Origin of the sequence: Pseudomonas baetica (assembly GCF_051216495.1) — a bacterium.
Lineage (GTDB): Bacteria > Pseudomonadota > Gammaproteobacteria > Pseudomonadales > Pseudomonadaceae > Aquipseudomonas > Aquipseudomonas baetica_B.
Genome location: NZ_JBPKAM010000078.1, coordinates 1 through 20,342, shown reverse-complemented (window position 1 = coordinate 20,342; position 20,342 = coordinate 1). Strand labels below are relative to the sequence as shown.

At 57.3% G+C, this 20,342-nt stretch carries 17 protein-coding genes; 7 read left to right on the top strand and 10 right to left on the bottom strand.

Features of this window, described 5'->3' with window-relative positions; genetic code table 11:
- Nucleotides 1–223: 223 nt before the first annotated feature.
- Entirely contained in the window at nt 224–1,702 is a 1,479-nt protein-coding gene (locus ACSFE6_RS23160) for an aldehyde dehydrogenase family protein (RefSeq protein ID WP_435429761.1), read from the bottom strand.
- A gap of 202 nt (nt 1,703–1,904) precedes the next feature.
- Between ACSFE6_RS23160 and ACSFE6_RS23155 the strand changes: the two genes are divergently transcribed.
- Nucleotides 1,905–2,633: a class II aldolase and adducin N-terminal domain-containing protein gene (locus ACSFE6_RS23155; RefSeq protein ID WP_435429760.1), complete on the top strand. Its 729-nt coding sequence runs from the start codon at nt 1,905–1,907 to the stop codon at nt 2,631–2,633.
- A 1-nt stretch (nt 2,634) separates the two neighbouring features.
- Here the strand turns inward: ACSFE6_RS23155 and ACSFE6_RS23150 are convergent, their stop codons facing one another.
- The 4 genes from ACSFE6_RS23150 to ACSFE6_RS23135 all read right to left on the bottom strand — a co-directional run bounded on the left by ACSFE6_RS23150 (nt 2,635) and on the right by ACSFE6_RS23135 (nt 7,302).
- Nucleotides 2,635–3,699, bottom strand: coding sequence for a GlxA family transcriptional regulator (locus ACSFE6_RS23150; protein WP_435429759.1), 1,065 nt, complete (start codon nt 3,697–3,699; stop codon nt 2,635–2,637).
- Between the two features lie 9 nt (nt 3,700–3,708).
- Nucleotides 3,709–5,370, bottom strand: a complete 1,662-nt coding sequence (locus ACSFE6_RS23145; RefSeq protein ID WP_435429758.1) for a choline dehydrogenase — start codon at nt 5,368–5,370, stop codon at nt 3,709–3,711.
- 128 nt (nt 5,371–5,498) lie between these two features.
- Entirely contained in the window at nt 5,499–6,668 is a 1,170-nt protein-coding gene (locus ACSFE6_RS23140) for an aromatic ring-hydroxylating oxygenase subunit alpha (RefSeq protein WP_435429757.1), read from the bottom strand.
- A gap of 262 nt (nt 6,669–6,930) precedes the next feature.
- Nucleotides 6,931–7,302 (bottom strand): DUF6124 family protein, encoded by a 372-nt coding sequence (locus ACSFE6_RS23135; protein WP_435429756.1) that lies wholly within the window; start codon nt 7,300–7,302, stop codon nt 6,931–6,933.
- A 431-nt stretch (nt 7,303–7,733) separates the two neighbouring features.
- On the opposite strand from ACSFE6_RS23135, the gene ACSFE6_RS23130 reads away from it, so the two are divergent.
- Both ACSFE6_RS23130 and ACSFE6_RS23125 read left to right on the top strand, forming a co-directional pair.
- On the top strand, nt 7,734–8,330 hold the full coding sequence (locus ACSFE6_RS23130; protein ID WP_435429755.1) for a helix-turn-helix transcriptional regulator: 597 nt from the start codon (nt 7,734–7,736) through the stop codon (nt 8,328–8,330).
- Complete coding sequence (locus ACSFE6_RS23125; RefSeq protein ID WP_435429754.1) at nt 8,323–9,201, top strand: queuosine precursor transporter; 879 nt, start codon at nt 8,323–8,325, stop codon at nt 9,199–9,201. The genes ACSFE6_RS23130 and ACSFE6_RS23125 overlap by 8 nt, the downstream gene beginning before the upstream one ends.
- Before the next feature lie 49 nt (nt 9,202–9,250).
- On the opposite strand, the gene queC is transcribed toward ACSFE6_RS23125, so the two are convergent.
- The 3 genes from queC to ACSFE6_RS23110 all read right to left on the bottom strand — a co-directional run bounded on the left by queC (nt 9,251) and on the right by ACSFE6_RS23110 (nt 13,138).
- Nucleotides 9,251–9,949, bottom strand: a complete 699-nt coding sequence (queC, locus tag ACSFE6_RS23120; protein WP_435429753.1) for a 7-cyano-7-deazaguanine synthase QueC — start codon at nt 9,947–9,949, stop codon at nt 9,251–9,253.
- Between the two features lie 83 nt (nt 9,950–10,032).
- Complete coding sequence (locus ACSFE6_RS23115; RefSeq protein WP_435429752.1) at nt 10,033–11,070, bottom strand: hypothetical protein; 1,038 nt, start codon at nt 11,068–11,070, stop codon at nt 10,033–10,035.
- Between the two features lie 28 nt (nt 11,071–11,098).
- On the bottom strand, nt 11,099–13,138 hold the full coding sequence (locus ACSFE6_RS23110) for a lipase family protein (RefSeq protein ID WP_435429751.1): 2,040 nt from the start codon (nt 13,136–13,138) through the stop codon (nt 11,099–11,101).
- 476 nt (nt 13,139–13,614) lie between these two features.
- Between ACSFE6_RS23110 and ACSFE6_RS23105 the strand changes: the two genes are divergently transcribed.
- A complete protein-coding gene (locus ACSFE6_RS23105) occupies nt 13,615–13,965 on the top strand; it encodes a hypothetical protein (protein WP_435429750.1) in 351 nt (116 codons plus the stop codon).
- Nucleotides 13,966–14,615: 650 nt separating this feature from the next.
- Here the strand turns inward: ACSFE6_RS23105 and ACSFE6_RS23100 are convergent.
- Nucleotides 14,616–15,797 carry an acetyl-CoA C-acyltransferase family protein gene (locus ACSFE6_RS23100; protein ID WP_435429749.1) on the bottom strand — a complete coding sequence of 394 codons (1,182 nt, stop codon included), beginning with the start codon at nt 15,795–15,797 and terminating at the stop codon, nt 14,616–14,618.
- A 20-nt stretch (nt 15,798–15,817) separates the two neighbouring features.
- Nucleotides 15,818–16,576: an enoyl-CoA hydratase-related protein gene (locus tag ACSFE6_RS23095; protein ID WP_435429748.1), complete on the bottom strand. Its 759-nt coding sequence runs from the start codon at nt 16,574–16,576 to the stop codon at nt 15,818–15,820.
- 217 nt (nt 16,577–16,793) lie between these two features.
- On the opposite strand from ACSFE6_RS23095, the gene ACSFE6_RS23090 reads away from it, so the two are divergent.
- Genes ACSFE6_RS23090 through ACSFE6_RS23080 form a run of 3 tightly spaced genes read left to right on the top strand, consistent with a single transcriptional unit; the run spans nt 16,794 to nt 20,254 of the window.
- The gene (locus tag ACSFE6_RS23090; protein ID WP_435429747.1) at nt 16,794–17,900 is read left to right on the top strand and encodes a polyamine ABC transporter substrate-binding protein; all 1,107 of its coding nucleotides are present in this window, start codon (nt 16,794–16,796) and stop codon (nt 17,898–17,900) included.
- A gap of 30 nt (nt 17,901–17,930) precedes the next feature.
- Nucleotides 17,931–19,349 carry an aminotransferase gene (locus ACSFE6_RS23085; RefSeq protein ID WP_435429746.1) on the top strand — a complete coding sequence of 473 codons (1,419 nt, stop codon included), beginning with the start codon at nt 17,931–17,933 and terminating at the stop codon, nt 19,347–19,349.
- Nucleotides 19,346–20,254 (top strand): helix-turn-helix domain-containing protein, encoded by a 909-nt coding sequence (locus tag ACSFE6_RS23080; RefSeq protein ID WP_435429745.1) that lies wholly within the window; start codon nt 19,346–19,348, stop codon nt 20,252–20,254. The genes ACSFE6_RS23085 and ACSFE6_RS23080 overlap by 4 nt, the downstream gene beginning before the upstream one ends.
- Nucleotides 20,255–20,342: the final 88 nt, after the last annotated feature.

Here is a 20,342-nt window from a genome sequence, read left to right as displayed (position 1 = left end):
GGATCGACTCCTCAAGGTAAACGTCGGCAGCGGTTTGGGGGTGTCACGGTCTTTTTGTTATGGGTAATGCGGTTAACGCGCTTATTTGTGGCGAGCGAGCTTGCTCGCGCTCGGCTGCGAAGCAGTCGTAAATCCAGACAACCTTGTTTGATTGAAAGAATGCAGGGGGCCGCTTCGCAGCCCAGCGCGAGCAAGCTCGCTCGCCACAGGTTGTGTGTTCTCCCTACCGAAGTTGATCGACACCAAACCAATTCAACGCCGTAGGTTCGGTATTGAGGTAGATGTGCTTGAGTTCGGTGAATTCATCGAGCCCGGCCCGGGACAGTTCGCGGCCGATGCCGCTGGACTTGTAGCCACCCCAGGGCGCCTGCGGGAAGGCGGCGTTGTAGTCGTTGATCCATAAGGTCCCGACCCGTAACCGTTTGGCCATGCGGTAGGCCTTGCCGATGTCTTGGGTCCAGACACCGGCCGCCAGGCCGTAAGGTGTGTCGTTGGCCAGTTGCAGGGCTTGGGCCTCGCCGTTGAAACGCTCGACGGTGATCACCGGACCGAAGATTTCTTCCTGGGCGATACGCATGTCCGCCGTGACATTGCCAAGCAAGGTCGGGCGCAGCCAGAAGCCGCGTTCGAACTGCTCGGGGATGGTTCCGCCGGCCAGCAAGGTCGCGCCTTGTTCGATGGCACCGGCAATCATTGTCAGGATCTGGTCGCGCTGGCCGGCGCTGATCAGCGGCCCCATTTGCGTTTGTTGATCGAGGCCATTGCCCAGGCGAATGTTCTGGATGCGTTGCCGCAGTGCCTCGACAAACCGGTCATGAATACCTTCTTCGACCAACAGTCGCGAACCGGCCGAGCAGATTTGCCCGGCATTGAAAAACACCGCGTTCAATGCCTGATCCAGCGCCACCTCGAAATCGGCGTCGGCGAACACAATGTTCGGGTTCTTGCCGCCCAGTTCCAGGGCCACGCGCTTGAAGTTGCCGCTGGCGGCGCGCATCACCTTGCCGCCGGCACCGGCGCCCCCGGTCAGCGACACCAGATCCACGTCATGGCTGGCGGCGAGCACTTCACCGACATCCCCACCGCCGCACAGCAGATTGAATACACCGTCGGGCACACCGGCCTGGGCCAGCAGGGCGGTCAGGCGATGGGCCGTCATCGGTGTCAGGCTGCTGGGTTTGAACACCACGGTATTGCCGGCGGCCAGGGCAGGGGCGATTTTCCACACCGCTTGCAGCAGCGGGTAGTTCCACGGTGCGATCAGGGCACACACGCCCACCGGTTCGCGTTGGTTGAAGCTGATGACATGGGCCGGGGCGTGGCTGTTGACGCTGGCGCTTTCGCTTTCCAGCAAGGCGGCGTAGTAGCGGAAGGTCGCCACCACATTGCCGATGTCGCCGAGGCTTTCGCCCAGGGTTTTACCGGCGTTGAGGGTCTCCAGACGGGCCAGGTGCTCGGCGTCCTGTTCGATCAAAGCGGCGATTTTCTGCAGCAGTTGCGCGCGCTCGGTCACCGGCATCGTCGGCCAGGGCCCGTTGTCGAAGGCCCGTCGCGCGGCGTTGATTGCAGTCTGCGCGTCCACCGGATCGGCGACAGCCACCTGTGCCAACACCTCCTCGGTGGCGGGGTTGATCACATCGCGGTACTGCGGCACCTGTGGCGCTTGCCAATTCCCCGCGATGAACAAACGAATCTGCAGCATGGGCGTCTCCAGCCAAGTGGGTCGTGGTCGTCACTATGGCGGGGCGGGGTGCGGGGTTCTTGATCAAACGCGGCATAAGCACGCCGCTTTTTCACATTCGCAGCGCTGCGAAATAACGGCAGTCCATGTCGTTTCCCGTCAAGCGAACGCAAGGCGCCTCTCTACACTGCGAGGCATCCGATCAACCTCTGTGGAGCACGGGATGAATCAACCTGTCGAGCAACTGAGAATCCGCCTGGCCTGTGCGTTTCGCTGGGCCGCGCGGTTGAACCTGCACGAATCCATCGCCAATCACTTCAGCGTGGCGGTGTCCGGGGACGGCCGGGAATTCTTGATCAACCCCTACGGCAAGCACTTCTCTCGGATCAAGGCCAGCGACTTGCTGCTGGTCAACGCTGATGATCCGGCCAGCCTCGATCGCCCGGACGCGCCGGATATCACCGCCTGGGCCTTGCACAGCGCCTTGCATCGCAACCAGCCCCATGCCCGGTGCATCCTGCACACCCATTCGAAATACGCGACGGCGCTGGCTTGTCTCAAGGATTCGCGGCTGCCACCGATCGAGCAGAACTGCATGCGCTTTTTCGAGCGGGTGGTCATCGATGAAGGGTTCGACGGCATGGGCCTGGGGGACGAGGCCGAGCGGGTCAGCCGTCTGCTGGGAGATAAGCCGATTCTGTTGATGGGCAACCACGGGGTGCTGGTGGCGGCACCGAGCATCGCCCAGGCGTTCGATGATTTGTATTACTTCGAGCGGGCGTGCGAGACCTACATCACCGCGCTGTCCACCGGTCGCGAGTTGCGGGTCGCCAGCGACGCCATCGCGCGCAAGACCTGCCGGCAATGGCTCGACTATCCGGGCTTTGCCGACAAGCATTTCAATGCGCTGATTGGGATTCTGGACGAGGAAGAGCCAGGCTATCGATTGTGAATCAATCCGCTTGCGCCGGCCGTGGCTCCTTGCGTAGCGGCTGGCGCATCACCGGGGCGGTCCAGACCTGGCTGCGGTCTTCGCTGGGCGGGCAGCCGAAGCGGGCGCGGTAGGTGCGGGAAAAATGCTCCAGCGAACCGAACCCGGAGCAGGCGGCGACTTGGGCCACACTCAGGCGCGTCTGTTGCAGCAAACTGTGGGCTTTGGCCAATCGCAGGGTGATGTAGTACTTGAGCGGCGAGAGTCCGGTCTGATGTTTGAATTGTCGTTCCAGTTGCCGTCGCGACAAACCGACCTGGCCGGCAATTGCTTCGCAATCCAGCGGCTCCTCCAGCGCCTGCTCCATTAACTGAACGGCGCGGCGAATCTTGCTGCCGTACATACCGGTATGGGTCAGGCCGCCGTCGAGTTGGTTGTCCGCCGGCGCCCGCACCTGGCCCATCAACAGGTGCATGCCGATTTCCCGGGCCAGCTCGCTGTCGACGCTCTGGCCGATCCATCCCAGCAGCATATCCAGCGTCGTTGTCGCACCGGCGCAGGTCATGCGCTGGCGTTCCAGGGTGTAGAGCTGCGGCTTGGCGTGGACCCGTGGATAACTTTCCTGAAAACCCTGCAGGTTGTCCCAATGCACGGCCGCTTCGTAGCCGTCGAGCACGCCGGCGGCTGCCAGCAGCTCGGTGCCGGTTTCAACCCCCATCAACACCGCGCCGAACAGCGCCTGCTTGCGCAGCCAGCTCTTGAGCGCGAGGTTGCGGCTGTGTTTGTGCACGTCGAAACTGGCGATCACCAGGCATGCATCGAACCCCTGATCGGTCTTCAAACCGTCGTTGGCGACGGTGGTCAAGCCGTTGCTGGCCTGCACCGGTTGGCCGTCCAGCGACAACAATGACCACTGGAACAACTCACGTTGGCTCAGCCAATTGGCAATCGCCAAGGGCTCCAGCACAGCGGCCAGGCCGAAGTTGGAGAACGACGGTAACAGCAACACCGCGACCCGCAGCGGCGCGACATCGCCGCGCCGCCAGGTAAAGCGGGTTTGTGCGTCATCGATCGGTTGATTGCTCATGAGTGATCTCTATCGTTGCTGAGTCTGCCACTGCGGGTGAATCCATACCGGTGCATCCGATGCTGGCAGGGGTTGCCTGCCGCGAATCATGTCACTGGCTTTCTCCGCGATCATCACCGTCGGCGCGTTGGTGTTGCCGCTGACGATAATCGGCATGATCGAGGCGTCCACCACCCGCAATCCGTCCAGACCATGCACGCGCAAGTGCGGGTCGACCACTGCTTCGGCATCGCTCGCCGGGCCCATCTTGCAGGTGCCGCTGGCATGGTAGCCGGTTTCCGTGACTTGCCGGGCCCAGGCATCCAGCGCTTCGTCACTTTGCGCGTGGGGGCCGGGTACCAGTTCCTCGCCCCGGAACGCGGCCATCGCCGGTTGCCCGATGATTTCGCGTACCAGCCTGGCACCGGCGCGCATGTCGGCTCGATCCTGCTCGGTTTTCAGGTAATTGAACAGGATGCGTGGTGGCTGCCTGGGGTCGGCGCTGTTGAGCGTGACGCTGCCGAGGCTGGTAGGGCGCATCAGGTCGATGTGGATCTGGAACGCATGGTTGGGTACCAGATCGACACTGCCGGGTTTCACCGCCAGCGGCATGAAGGTCAATTGCAGGTCCGGATGTTCGACCCCGGCCCGGGAACGGATGAACGCCCCGGCTTCGAAATGATTGCTCGCTGCCGGGCCGTCGTGGGCGGCGAACCAGCGCGCGCCGATCCACCATTTGCCCGGCGCGGTGGTCCAGGGATACAGCGACACCGGTTTCTTGCACAGGTACTGCACCACGGTATCGGGGTGGTCGTTGAGTCGTCGGCCGACGCCGGGCAGATCGTGCTTGACCGTAATGCCCAGGTCACGCAGTTCAGAAGCCGGACCGATGCCGGACAGCAATAACAGCTGCGGCGAGTTGATTGCACCGGCGGTCAGCAGCACTTCTTTTTGGGCAAACACTTGATGAGTCTCGCCGCTTTGCTCGTACTCGATGCCGATGGCGCGCTGGCCGTCGAACAGGATGCGTAACGCCAGAGCATCGGTAGCCACCTGCACGTTGCCGCGACCCAGCGCTTCGCGCAGATAACCCCGCGAGGTGCTCCAGCGGCGACCGTTACGGGTGGTGCGATCCACCGGGCCGAAGGCTTCCTGGCGATAGCCGTTGAGGTCGTCGCTCAAGCCATAGCCCGCTTCGGCACCAGCCTTCAGAAACGCCGCGCACAGAGGCGTTTGCACGTTGCCCGGGGTGACGTGCAGATGTCCGGCAGTCCCGCGATAATCGTCTTCGCCGTCGGCATGGGTTTGTGCCCGTTTGAAGTACGGCAGCACCTCTTGGTAACTCCAGCCTGCGCAGCCCTGTTCGGCCCAGGCGTCGTAATCCCGGGCATGGCCACGGATGTAGACCATGCCATTGATCGACGAGGAACCACCGAGTGTCCGGCCTCGCGGGGTGCCGATGCGGCGACCGTCCAGCCAGGGTTCCGGCTCGGAGCTGTAGCTCCAGTTGTAACGTGTGCCACCGACTACCAGGCCCACGGCGGACGGCATGTCGATGGTCCAGCTCTTGTCCGCAGGGCCGGCTTCCAGCAGCAGGATTTTCGTGGCCGGGTCCTCGCCGAGGCGATTAGCCAACACGCAGCCGGCGGATCCTGCGCCCACGATCAGGTAATCAAACTCATGATTGGCCATGGTTTGGGGTGCTCCATCAAAAGATGACATGGAACCTGTGGGAGCGAGCCTGCTCGCGAAAGCGGTGTTTCAGTCAACATGGATGTTGAATGTGAAGGCCTCTTCGCGAGCAGGCTCGCTCCCACAGGTCAGATCGACGACTCGCCATGAATCCCGTTGAACACCAACCGATGGAAGTGATGCACCAAATGCTCGCTCTCATTGCTGCGCTGGGCATCGATCATGTAGCGACCCTGGTCATAGCCCAGCGAGCGCAGGCCTTTCTGCACCGAGATGTTCAAGGCAATGTCTTCCGGCCCCAGGTCCTCGTTCATCCACTTCATGCACTGCTCGCTGACCTTCGCGGTCTCGGCGTTGCTGGAGTAGTAACCAAAGCGCAGCAGCGAACGTTCGGCGTCCAGCGGAATCATGATGAACGAGCCCAGGAACTCCGAGAACGGGAAGGTGTAGAAGGTGTTGTTCGGCCACATGCCGATGTTGAAGAAGCACTCGTCCGGGTTCAGATCCTTGCGCAGCGGCACACCGTAAGCTTCGGTCACCGAGAGATTGGCCGGGGCGATGTAGGTCCACCAGTTGTCGCGTTTGGTCAACTGGTAGCCCTTGAAGTCGATGAGTTTGGCCAGGTCGATATGGCACGGCCCCGACAGTTTGAAGTGATAGCCCTCGATGGAGTTGTCCATGATCACCTTCCAGTTGGCCGGCACGATCACGTCCTGCTCCTCGATCAGGCGCATATTGGCCAGGTCCGGAAACACACGACGCATTTCCTCATCGGCACCGGGGAACAAATCACGCAGCGACGGCGCTTTCGGGTCGAGGTTGAAGTAGATGAAACCGCCCATTTCCTCGGTGCGGATCTGCGGGATGTTGAACTGCTGCAGCTCGAAGTTTTTCATCTTCTCGCAACGGGGCGCGCTGCGCAGGCTGCCATCCATTTCGTAGCACCAGGAGTGATAGGCGCAACGCACCACACCCCCGGTGGTGCCGCGACGCTCTTCGAGCAGGCGATTGCCGCGATGCTGGCAAACGTTGTGGAACGCATGGATCTGCCCCTGACGATTCTTCGCCACCACCACGCTCTGGTCGAACAGATCCGTCACCACGTACTGGCCCGGCTCGGCGAACTCGCTGACATGCCCGGCCACATGCCAGGCATGCATGAAAATATTGTCGCGCTCGGCCTTGAACAGGGTCTCGTCGTAGAAGTAGCGCGAGGGCAGGGTAAAGGCCTCTTCCGGGTCCTGATGATCCCAGCCGTCGATCGAACTGTGTGACTTGAGGGTGTGGATATTTTGCATGGGGACAATCTCCTCGGTGCCTGGCGCCGCACGGGTCGGCTTTGTTGTGGGTCCTAATCTAGGGGGCGAGGAGAGGGGGGGATTGATGGAAAGCGACTAGTTGCGGGGGGAAAATATCAAGGCCGGTTTACGTGTCTGGAGGGTTCCCATGTGGGAGCGAGCCTGCTCGCGAAGGCGGAGTGTCATGCAATATCAATGTTGACTGACTTGGCCCCTTCGCGAGCAGGCTCGCTCCCACAAACATCAGCAGCCGCCGGCTGTGTTACGGCCGAGCCTCAGGCAACCCTCCGGGCGGATCGAGATTATCCAGTGCCCGATTGACCAACAACTCGCCCAGCACGGCCAGTTGCTGAATGGCCAACATCACATTACGACGCGAGCCTTCCACTTCACATGCAAGATCGGTAGCCATGACATTCAACGAGGCGAGGGTTTCGCAGGCATGGCAGAGCAGGGACTCGGTGTCGATGTTTGGAATGATGGTGAAGACATGGCTCACGGGATCGGGGCGATTCGGATGGCGCAGACGCGCACTGACGAGGGGTTCGGTGATGTCGGAGAGTTTGGAGGAATCTACGGCTTCACCGATTGAAGGGTCAGGTGATTGTTGGGTGTTCGGGGTGGTCTTGGCCATGTTGGAGCTCCTTGCAAAGTTTAATGATTAGAAATTTAAAGCTATTAACTGGACTTGGTGAATACTGCATGTAAGTTGAATGTTTAGTAAAGCTGTTCGCTTGTATATTTATTGGATTAATCAAATAATTAAACATGCGCCAAATAAAATGATTAATTGTTGGTGTTATTTGGTTTGTGTGAAATTTCTGATGTCGTGGTGCATGGTTAAACAACTGTTCTTTGGCTTTGCTTAAGATTTAGATGGTTTCGCTATTTCCGTAGGATATTTCCAGTGGTTGTGGGTTTTGAAATATTTGCTAAAGGTTTTTTTCTTGGGTGGAGGTTTTGTTTGTTTCTGTAGGATATATATTTATATTTATCTATTTCGTTTGTTTGTCGTGCGTAGCGTTATTGGGGGTAGTTGGGTAGTTGGGTAGTTGGGTAGGTGCGATGCATAAAAAAGAAAAAACAGAGATCTTGAAGTCGAATATTAAGTATTTGATGAAAAGTCGTGGTGAGACACAATTGTCCTTGTGCAGTTCAAGTGGTTTAACTCGAACTACGATTTACAATATTCTTGAAGGAAGGGTGGTGAATGTACAGCAATCAACAGTCAGGAAGATTTCAGATTTTTTTGGGGTTTCCTATAACGAAATAGAAAGTGTGGATTTTGAAGAGAAAGAGATAATAGAAAGTAGCGTTTCAATACTTGGGAATATGAATCCGGCGGCGGTTCCGGTTGTTGCGGAGAACCTGTTGATTCAAAGTTTAAATAAGCGAATTGGTGAGTTGGTAACTATTTGTCCTCTGACGTATTACTTTGGTGTTGCCAGTAATTTGATAGGTGTACTTTTAGAAAATGATATTGTTGGAAGTAACGAGGCGGGTGATTTGTTAATCGTGAAGAAGGGGGCGGCAAATGGCGCTGGCGAGAAATTACTGTTCGATAAAATAACAAAAAAACTCTTTATAGCTAGTGAGGTTGATCCCGACTCTCAAACCGTCTGTATCGTTGGGGAGATAATTGAGGAACGATTCAATGGCTAGCGAGAAGAATGGGGGGAATAGCAGGTACAAGCTGTTAGGGTTTGAGAATGACAAAAGACTTGCAGTGGTTATGGTTATTTCTACGGGTAAAATTGTGAAGGTGAAGCTCGGAGATTTGTTGAAAGGAGAAATGATTGATGACCTAAATCGAGCTGAATTGAGAGAGGTGTATAAAAAGTTTTATTCGCGCGGGACTGCTGTGACGGCTTATGAGATCACTGATCGTCATGAAGAGTCGTGGATTGTTTACGTTGCACTGAATTTACTGCTTTTCACTCTGTATGTTTTTTCAAATGTCGCTGCGGCGAAAGTTGTATATGTGGAGATGCTTGATGTTGTTGTCACTCCCGGTCTGTTTCTTTATCCGCTGACGTTTCTAATCGTTGATTTGTTGAACGAATTTTATGGTTTTAGGCTCGCAAGAAGGGCGATCCTGTTTGCTTTTGCAGGTAATGCGTTTGTAATTGTTTTACTTGCTGGTGCTAGCTATCTCCCGGGATTGCCTGGCTGGGAAGTAGATGCGTACTACGGGGTGGTGGTTAATCATGTTTCGTCTGTGTTGTTGGCATCATCCGTTTCCTTCCTATGCTCGGAATACATCAACTCTTATTTGCTATGTAGGATAAAGGAGCTTACAAATTCAAGGTTTCTGTTTCTTCGAGTGTTTTTCAGTACCTTTTTTGCAGTGATAATAGATAGTCTTGTTTTTTGTTTTATCGCGTTTTATTGGGCTATGGAATATGCTAATGTCATGGCCCTAGTCTATGTTCAGATAGTCATAAAAATGTGCTTTGCCGTTTTCAATGTATTGCCCGCTTACGGTGCAAGGTCATTGTTCAGGAAGTACGTAACAGTAAATCAAGTAGCATGAGATCAGGGCATGAATCAATTGGTATAGGTTCATGCCTCACGACTATCAATTATCTCAAGTTCATCTTTCCATTCAGGTTTTTCATAATTTCTGCTTTGTTCTCCAGAAACTCAATCAGCCCTTTGGCGCGAAGCTTACAAGCGTCGCAGTTCGTGCAACCGCTGCCCTTTATCCCGTTGTAGCAAGTCAACGTGTGATCGCGAACAAATTCCAGCTGGTTGTAATGGTCGGCGAGGGCCCAAGTTTCGGACTTGTTCAGCCACATCAGTGGCGTTTCGATGTGCAAGGCGTAGTCCATTCCTGACTCAATGGCAGTGTTCAGGGCTTTGACGAATTGATCCCGGCAATCGGGGTAACCGGAAAAGTCGGTTTCACAGACGCCGGTGATGACTGTCCGCGCTTGCACTTGATAGGCATAAATAGATGCCAGGGTTAAAAACAGAATATTCCTGCCGGGTACAAAGGTACTTGGCAGTTTCTCTCCAGAGCTGTTGGTGGTTGGCACTGGAATGTTGTCTCGGGTCAGGCTGCTGATTGCCAGTTCATTCAACAGTGACGTGTCCAGCACTTTGTGTACCGCCACGCCCAGCTCTTTGGAGAGCTGTCGCGCCACTTCGATTTCAGCGCGATGGCGTTGGCCGTAGTCGAAGGTAATACAGTGAATTTCATCGTAGTGCGGCAACGCATGGATCAAGCAAGTGGTGGAGTCTTGTCCGCCGCTGAAAACGATAACTGCCTTTTTTGTCATGCCTTGTTCTTCCTTGTGATTTTTCCATCGTTGAATTGCGCAGTTGGATCACGTCCCAAGAGCCGGTGCCGTCGTATACGAGGTCACCATACATCAACGGGGAACTCGACCTTGCGCAGCGGGTGCGCGCTGTCCGGCAATGGTTCTGTGCGCCCGTTGACGCTGCTCTTGCCCTGATAAATCTGGCCGTCCTGACCCACCAGTCGATACGCAAATGCCCGAAGTTCATTGCCCCATTCGTCCACGATGACGTAATGCCCGTAGCCCGGTTTGTTGGGTTCGGGTAGCCAATCAGGCAGCAATTGAGGGCGACGATCGGGGCATGTCGCATAACGCCCGGGGACGAAACAATCGCGGGCGCGGCCGGTGCGGATGGTTTGTAGTCTCAAGAAGTCAGGTTTGGCACGGGCCACGAACTCGACACTGTCATCAGGGTAGGTGAAAGTTACGTAATTACCCTTTTTCTTAACTTTAGGCCCTTCTGATCGAACAAGAATATCGGCATGCAAGATTGGCTCAAAATATACTTGTTGCGCCGTTAATGCCTGATAGCTCAGGAAGTAATCATTCCCCTCCGTTATTAGACTAATGTCGTTTTTATACTCTCCGATAAAAGACTCACTTACCCAAGGGTAGTAATCCTTCTTAATTACTAAATCCCCGTCGACCTTGATATTCGCTGGGCCTTGTGGCGAATTGTTATGGTCGAATATCACGATCACTCCGCCACCAGCGCCATAGGTCACGTTCTCGCCAAACTGCGTCGGATCGGCATAGACCACACCAAAGGTCAGATTAGCCAGATGCCATTTGCATGCACCGCCTCCGTCCTTTGGCAACTCGACTTGATAAAGATCGCTTTGTCCCTGACGTTGAAACTCTTTGTAGACGGAATGATGACCATCCCGCTCAGTACGTTGGCTACTGGCTCCATGACTGATACGTTTACAGGTGGAGGAGCGATACATCACCCACATGGTTTCGGTTTTCAATTCCTTGGGCAGTTTTACGGTCACGGTGATTTTTTCACTGTCACCCGGCGGCGCCAGGCTGTAATTCTGATCACACCCACTCAGGCAAAAAAACAGTGCGAATAGAACGAAGGGCGTCCTGTAGAACATGCGTTTGTCCTTGGCCTTGTGAATGGGCTTAACCGAAGGTTTTTTCGTAATAGGCTTTTGGATCAGCGATGGCATTGAAGCGCTGTAGCGCCTCGGCACCACCCTCGGCCTGCTGCGTCACGCTCAAGGCATGGTCGATCAATTTCTGCATTTCCAGAAACACGCTATTGCGGCTGTATTCATCCGCGGGTGTGCTGCCGTAGTGATCCTTCATCTGTTGTTCGAACTTGCGCCGTTGCACCTGCCGCTCCAGCAGCGGCTCCCGTGCAGGGTTGAGGGTCTCCAGCAACTGGTTGTGGATGTAAGGTTGGTACTGCGACATGAAGTGATCGCCAATGCCCAGTAGCCGGTTCAGATCCGGATGACTGTGGCGTGGAAAGAATCGGGCACGGCTCTCGGTGCACAGCGAAGCGTTCAGGCGTCCCTGAGCCTGCTCGGCCCGCTTGTCGTCGGCCTCACAGAGGCTGGGCACCAGGTACAGCTTGGCCTTTTCCTGCAAGCGGACGCTGATCGTGCTGCGATAGGGCGCGCCATCGGGCTTGCGGTACGCGGGGTATGGGGTAATGCCCTGTTCCTGGTGCTGCTCGGCTCTGAAGAACATGGCGAGTTCGCCGTGATGGCTGAACGGGTCACCGTGTTGGAACATCGCGCTAGCCAGCGCCTGACGGGTCGACCAACTGAACCCCAGGAATGTACCCATTGGGCCATAGAGGTCGTACAGATGATTGTCCAGCGCCGCCTCGGGTGGCACGCGGGGAACGACATCGGTGTCATTGACATGACGGAAATGCCATAGCTCGCTCAGCGACTGCACGGCCTTGAGGGTAAAGGTGCGTGGCATGCCGTAGGTGTACAGCAGTGGATTGCGGTCTTTCAGTGAGGTTGCGTGAATGAGCGCGAGTGCACCGCCGAGGCTGTGGCCACATATATAGAGATCTTTTAATTGGGCTTCGTCATAAATTGTCTTCCCGAGATCTAAGGCGTAAATCCTCCTAGCTATTTCGAATGCATCGCGAAAACCTAGATGCACACTGCCTTCTGGCACCAGATCAGCACAGGGCACCTTGGGCTCACAATTAGCCACGACCTCTGGTTTTACCGGACGAAAAGTTGCATCTGTGCGTAAATCGGCCAGCCCACTCATTTCTGTGCCGCGCCAGGCGACCAACACCTGCGATGCACTAACGGCGTAAAACAGCTGGGTATCACCTTCGGGCGGTTCTGCCTTCGCGGTATCCAATACCTTGGCCGTTGTATAACGATCACTGAAAGGCACATCCGTCACCAAACAAGGCCACGCCTGACCTTTATCCCAAACCCGAGGTGTGCGTGATAAATCCAGGCATTGCTGCTCAAAAAGCTCCTTGACCGATCCCAACTCTTTTTCTGGCCGATTGCTGTAAGCCAGAATGCTCATCAACCCCAGGTTATAAGCATTGGCCAGGCTGTACTCCGACTGATGGTGCAGCACCAGCGTCCAAGCGCGGAACGGACAAATCTCCAACACATGGCGTCGATCCAATTGGTCATCACTGATGGTGAAACCATTGAAACTCGAATCAGGAAAATGGAAAGCCGGGAGCTGATTGGGGTCCGTCAACTCGGGCTTGAAATTCGGTTGTCGATCGCACAACTGCCCAATCCGCAGATAGTGATAACCATGACCGTCCGCAAGCGCCTGTTTCTCGATCGGCGAAAAACCCGAACGCTGCGGACCATACAGCGGAGTACGGTCACCCAAACCCGGTCGGCGCGGTTCGGCCCGTTCGGCACGCAGGCGACGAGTCTGCAGTAGCTCGGCCAGTGGATCGGCCTCGATCTTCAGGGTGATGGCCAACGGATACAGATCGTCGATACGGATCACCCCTTGGGCATCGCTCACGCCAACATATTCATCGGCAAATCCGTCTCGAGTGGCCTGATTCACTGCCCGCCAGGGCATGTTGGCCAACGGCTCGCCCTGTTCGTCCAGCAACTGAAATTCGATCCAGTAACGCTTTTGTTTGCCCGCAACGGTAATGGTTTTGAATGGGTTGAGCGTGTCTGTACGGTGCAGGTAGTCGTTCATATCATTCCTTGAATATGTTTGTGGTTGAAACAGCCGTTATCGCAATTAAACGCAGTGCGATAGTTCTTGATCTTTCGAGGTGAATGCTTCGGGCAGCCGAAGAAAGATGGGGCCTATGGGGAGGCTGCGTTATCAGCCTCGTTCCTGTGCGCACGACAGCTTTCTCGAAGATTGCGAAGGTTGGAATCAGATGATTCCGGTAGGCGTGTAGGACGCGTCCGGATAATTGGTCGAAGGGCTGTATGAATTTTTACGGGCTGCTGAAGGGGGGGCGACTTTTGAAGGCATTGAGGTGTCGAGGCGAAGGTTTATAAAGGCCATAACGTAGAGTCAAAACGACTTCTTTTGCGTCGTTTTGACTATTATTTTCTCGGTCTTTGTGACATCGATAATTTCAAGTTACTGAAAATTATCAATTTAATTTTTGGCGCGTTTAGTGAGTGGCTTATGGCATTGACTCGAAGAAGGAATTTGCCATGTCTCGCTCCATTCCCCTCGGTTTCTCGCTCTGCCTGTTGTTTTCACCCCTGTGCATGGCCGACCAAGTCGTGCGTGAAGTGCCGGATACCACCGCCGGTAAAGGTTACGGCGTTCTGACCGGTTTGATGGTGGGCGCAGTGGGTGGGCCTGCTGGTGCATTGGTCGGTGCCGTTGCCGGGTTCTTTGCTGGCGGTTCGATTCAGCAAGGCGCCGATCTCTCGGACACGGCGTATGAAGTGAAGGATGCCCAAGGTGAAATCAGCACTGTGCGCTCGCCCAATGTGCATTTCGAACCGGGTCAGCAGGTGGCGCGCAAGGGGCCGCGACTGGTGCCGCTGGGTAGCTGACGCTTCACACCATTTTTATAGAGGTTTCCCGTTTTTGCGGGCAGACGAGCCGCACCTCGTTTGCCCGTTTTTTTATGGGGATAAAAGCGAGTCTCGTATCTGATAAAAGCCCAACTGTGGGAGCGAGCCTGCTCGCGAAGGCGGTTTGCCATTCAGCATAAATGTTGACTGACACTCCCTCTTCGCGAGCAGGCTCGCTCCCACAATTGGATCAGGGACATATCCGTGAGTGATTGGTCGGCTGTAAGGCCGCCATCGCTGGCAAGCCAGCTCCCACAGGGGATTGGGGGAACTTCTGCGAAAGCCAGGTCGGCTATCAGGCCGCCTCGCTTTTGCTTTGGCTGTTGCGGTACACGCCCCCTCGAGAGGCCGAGTGGAGGTTCTGTGTAGTGGGCAAACCGGCATGGATGCCGGTTTAGCCGCCCCCGGCCATGGATGGCCGATGGCGGCGGGCCCACGGAGCAGGACCGGAAGGAGGGCATGCCGAGCCACAGCGAGGCACCGAACGAAAGGGGCAAGAGCCCTTGGTTACTTAGGGCCGGGCGGCGTTCCGTTTTTCCAAGTGACCCGCCGTAAGGGCGGAACCCTAAGTGGCCTTAACCGCAGCAATGGATATGCACGCGGTTAAGAGCCCCCCAGTGACAGAGCTATCAAGCCCGCTCAAAAATCGCCGCAATCCCCTGACCACCACCAATGCACATGGTCACCAGCGCATAACGGCCACCGGTGCGATGCAGTTCGTGGATGGCCTTGGTGGCGATGATTGCGCCAGTCGCGCCCACCGGGTGACCCAGGGCGATGCCCGAGCCGTTCGGGTTGACCTTGGCCGGGTCGAGGTCGAGTTCCTGGCTGACCGCACAGGCCTGTGCGGCGAAGGCGATGTTGGCTTCGATCACGTCCATGTCAGCCACGGTCAGGCCGGCACGCTTGAGGGCGATGCGGGTGGCCGGGACCGGGCCCAGGCCCATCAGTTCCGGTTCGAGACCAGCGTGGGCGTAGCTGACCAGGCGGGCGAGGGGGCGCAGGTTGTTGACCTGGACCGCGTTGCCGGTGGCCATGACCAGTGCCGCGGCACCGTCATTGAGACCGGAGGCGTTGCCGGCGGTGACCGAACCGTCTTTCTTGAACGCGGGCTTCATCGACGCCAGCTGTTCCAGGGTGGTGGCGCGAGGGTGTTCATCGACATTGAACAGCTTGGTGCCTTTGCGATCCTGGATTTCAACGGTGGCAATCTGCTCGGCGAAGTAGCCGTTGGCAATCGCATGGGCGGCGCGTTTCTGGTCTTCGAAGGCCAGGGCGTCCTGCATTTCGCGGGTGATGCCGTTGCGTGCGGCGACGTTCTCGGCGGTGATGCCCATGTGGAAGTTCTGGAACGGGTCATGCAGGATGCCGAGCATGTAGTCGACGGCCTGGACGTTGCCCATGCGTGAACCCCAACGGGCCGATGGCAGCAGGTACGGACCGCGGCTCATGGACTCGGCACCGGCGCCGATGGCGATGTCGGCATCGCCCAGCAGCAGGGTTTGCGCGGCGCTGACGATGGCTTGCAGGCCGGAACCGCACAGGCGGTTGACGTTGTAGGCCGGGGTTTCCTTCGGGATGCCGGCGTTCATCGCGGCAACGCGGGAGATGTAGGCATCGCGGCATTCGGTGGGGATCACGTTGCCCATCACCAGATGGCCAACGAGGGCCGGGTCCACGGCGGCGCGGTCCAGCGCGGCCTTGACCGCTGTGGTTGCCAGGTCGGCCAGTGGCACGTCCTTGAGCGAACCGCCGAAGGAACCGATGGCGGTACGGGCGGCGCTGACTACGTAGATTTCCGGAGTGTTCATGACGGTTTTCCTTTCGGGATTTACTTATCTGTACTGCGATTGAGCAGTGCGTTCAAGGCGGTTTTGGCTTCAGTGCTGTTCAGGCGCTGAATGAATAACTGGTTCTCTTCGCGCAGGGTGGCTTGCAGTTCGGCCATGCCGGCCTGCTTCATCAGTTGCCGGGATTGGCGCAAGGACTCCTGAGGCATTGCCAGAAAACGCTGGGCGATTTGCTGAGCGGCGACCAGGCATAGCTCTGCGTCGTCGAAGGCTTCGTTGGCCAGCCCCCACGCCACAGCCTCGCTACCGTTCAAGCCTTCGCCCAACAGCAGCAGACGCGCGGCGCGGGCCTGACCGAGCAGGCGCGGCAACAGCAGGCTGGCGCCGAACTCGGGGCACAAGCCCAGATTGACGAACGGCATGCGCAGCTTGGCGTTGCGGGTCACCAGTACCTGATCGCAATGCAGCAGCAGGGTGGTGCCGATGCCGATCGCCGCGCCACACACGGCGGCAATCAGCGGTTTTTGCAGATGGGTCACGGCGCGCATCAGGCGGAAGGCCGGGCTGTCCAGATGAGTGGGCGGCTCCTGCAGAAAGTCCACCAGGTCGTTGCCGCTGGTAAAGCAGTTCGGACCACCGGTCAGGATCACCACTCGCACCGCGTCGTCCTCGTTGGCCGAGAAAAGCAGGTCGGCCAGGCGCGTGTACATGGCGTTGGTCAGGGCGTTGAGCTTGTCCGGGCGGTCGATGGTCAGCGTCAGCACGCCATCGCGTTGTTCTTGCTGGATCAGGTCGGTCATGGCTTGCGCCCGCAGAGTCTATTCGGCGGCCACTTTAAGCGGCAGGCAAACCCCGCAGCTATGACAAAACGGGTCAACCGGCCTGATGTTTTTTGCCATATGCCGCGGCAAACCGAGTCGACACACCCATTCGGGGTATGGTGCCGACCGGTGATTCGCCCAATAGTAGTTTCACCGCTCATCCAGAGCCGGACTCGCTTGATAAGGTGCATTTGCTATGGGCAAGACACTGCTTAAGGTGATTTCCAGTCTGTTTGTTGTACCGCTGACCCTGCACGCTTACGCCGCCGAGGTGGACGACAGCAAAACGCTGCGGCTCTACAACTGGGCGGATTACATCGGGGAAAAAAACCTGGCGAATTTCGAGAAAGACACCGGCATCAAGGTCATCTATGACACCTTCGACGCCTATGAAACGGTGCAGGCCAAACTGCTGACCGGTCACTCCGGTTATGACCTGATTGTCTTAAATGCTTCCCTCGCACCACCCCTGATCCAGGCCAAGGTGTTCCAACCGCTGGATAAAAAACTGCTGCCGGGCTGGAGCAATCTCGACCCGAAAGTCTTGCAGGATCTGCAGGGGTATGACCCGGGTACGACCTATTCTGCGCCCTACACTTGGGGCAGCAACGGCGTCACCTATAACGTCGACAAGATCAAGGAACGCATGCCGGATGCGCCGATCGGTTCGCTGGCGATGATTTTCGATCCGAAGATCGTCTCCAAATTTGCCGACTGCGGCGTCACCCTGCTCGATGCGCCTACCGAAGTCATTCCCATGGCCTTGAAGTACCTCGGTCGCGACCCGCGCAGCGCAGCACCGGCGGACCTCAAGGCTGCCCAGGAACTGCTGCTGTCGGTGCGACCGTACATCCGCAAGTTCGACTCGGTCAATTACCTGACCAGCCTGCCCAACGGCGACGTGTGCATGGCCATGACCTGGTCCGGCGACTACGCCACCGCCATGGCCCGCGCCGAAGAGGCGAAGAAGCAGATCAACCTGGCCTATTTCATTCCCAAGGAAGGCTCGCTGATCTGGTTCGACAACATGTACATCCCGGCCGACGCGCCCCACGTGGCCAACGCCCACAAGTTTCTCGAGTACCTGATGCAGCCGCAGGTGATGGCCGATGTGAGCGATTACATCAACTACGCCAACAGCAACGCGGCGGCCACGCCGCTGCTCAACGCCAGCGTGCGCAATAACCCGGCGATTTACCCCGATGAAAGCATCCGTCAACGGCTGTTCCCGCAGAAAACCCAGGACGCCAAAGACATGCGCGCCATTACGCGGGTCTGGAGCACGGTGAAGAGCGGGATTTGATCGTTCATTTGTTCAGTTTGAGGTTTGTGTATGGCTACCCCAATCAAGAAAGTCTTCTCGCAGGCTGAAGAAGCCGCACTGGTCAAGGCCGACAAGGCCCACCACATGCACGGCTACCACATGTTCGACGAGCATGCCGAACAGGGCTCCCTGAACATCGTCGCGGGCGAAGGCACGTACATCTACGACACCCAGGGCAACCGCTTTCTCGACGCCGTAGGTGGCATGTGGTGCACCAACATCGGCTTGGGTCGCGAGGAAATGGCCCAGGCCATCGCCGATCAGGTACGGCAGCTGGCTTATTCGAATCCGTTTTGCGACATGTCGAACAACGTGGCGATCCAGTTGTGTGAAAAACTCGCCAGCCTGGCGCCCGGCGACCTGGATCATGTGTTCCTGACCACCGGCGGTTCCACCGCGGTCGACACCGCCTATCGCCTGATCCAGTACTACCAGAACTGCCGTGGCAAGACGGAGAAGAAGCACGTTATCGCCCGTTTCAATGCGTATCACGGCTCGACCACGCTGACCATGTCGATCGGCAACAAAGCCGCTGACCGGGTGCCGGAATTCGATTACACCCACCCGCTGATCCACCACGTGTCCAACCCTAACCCTTACCGCGCCCCGGAGGGTATGGACGAGGCGCAGTTTCTCGAATTCCTGGTCAAGGAATTCGAAGACAAGATCCTGTCGATAGGTGCGGACAAGGTCGCCGGGTTCTTCGCCGAGCCGGTGATGGGCTCGGGCGGGGTGATCATTCCGCCCAAGGGCTACCTCAAGCGCATGTGGGAGGTTTGCCAGCGCTACGACATCCTGTTTGTCGCCGACGAAGTGGTGACTTCGTTCGGACGCCTGGGCAAGTTCTTCGCGTCAAAGGACGTGTTCGATGTGCAGCCCGACATCATCACCACCGCCAAGGGCCTGACCTCGGCCTATCTGCCGCTGGGTGCCTGCATCTTTTCCGATCGCATCTGGAAGGTGATTGCCGAACCGGGCACGGGCCGCTGCTTCACCCATGGCTTTACCTACAGCGGCCATCCGGTGTGTTGCACGGCGGCACTGAAGAACATCGAGATCATCGAGCGGGAAAACCTGCTGGCCCATGTCGACGATGTCGGCGGTTATCTGGAGCAGCGCCTGGCCACGCTGCGGGATTTGCCGCTGGTGGGCGATGTACGCTGTCTGAAACTGATGGCCTGTGTGGAATTCGTCGCCGACAAGCGCACCAAAGCGTTGTTCGCCGACGAGATCAACATCGGCGAGAAAATCCATTCGCGAGCCCAGGCCAAAGGACTGCTGGTGCGGCCGATCATGCACCTCAATGTCATGTCGCCGCCGCTGATCCTGACTTATGCACAGGTGGACGAGATCGTCGAGATCCTGCGCGAGTGCATTCTGGAAGTGGCGGCCGAGCTTCAAGCGAGCGGCCAGTACGCCGGCCAATGACTTCATCCGTCAGGCTTTTACCAAGGCCCTGTTCACCCGCTAGACTGCGGGCCATGAGCAGACCAAACGACGAAACGCTGATCGCGATGCCCTTCGGGGCATTGCACAAATGGCATGGGGGAATGCGCGAGGCATTCGCTCATATCGACGAGCCCGACGCCCTGAAGTATCTGGCGTCGGCGTTGGCGCAACTGGTGTCCATCGAATCGATGATGATCAGCCTGGAGCGCAAGGATCGTCCGCCGCAATTGCTGCATCAGCGCGGGATCGCCGAGGAGTATCAGGTCTCGATTCTCGACCGCTATTTTTCCGGGGGCTATCTGCTCGACCCGTTCTGCTTCGCGGTGGAGCAGGGGTTGGCGCAGGGCTTCTATCACCTGGAGGAAATCGCGCCGGATAACTTTTTCGACAGCGACTACTACAAGACTTATTACCTGAAGGCGAACTGTTCCGAAGACAGTTACTACATCGTCGATACGGGCAACGACACGAAGATTTCCGTCAGCCTGTTCCAAGGCTTCGGCGGTGAATGCCTGCGGGTCGATCAATTGAACCTGTTGCGCGCTGTCGAGCCGCTGGTACGCGAGTTCGTCAGCGAGTTCAGCCGACGTGGCCTGCTGCGCAACAGCGAGATCCAGTGCGACAGTGACCAGGGCCTGCGCGATGACCTCAAACACCGGGTGCAATCGGCGTTCGAGCATTTCGGCAGTGATTTGCTCACCGAACGCGAGCGGGAAGTGGCGCATATGGTCCTGCGGGGGCACTCGGTGAAATCCACCGCGAGCCAGATGAACATCTCCCCGGAAACCGTGCGCATGCACCGCAAGAACCTGTACCTGAAGCTGGAAGTGGGGTCGCAGTCGGAGTTGTTTGCGCTGTTTATCGAGTGGTTGCGCGGGCATTGATTGCCTGGCGCAACCAATCACCTTGTGGGAGCGAGCCTGCTCGCGAAAGCGGTGTATCTGTCGATAAATCATCGCCTGACACTACGCC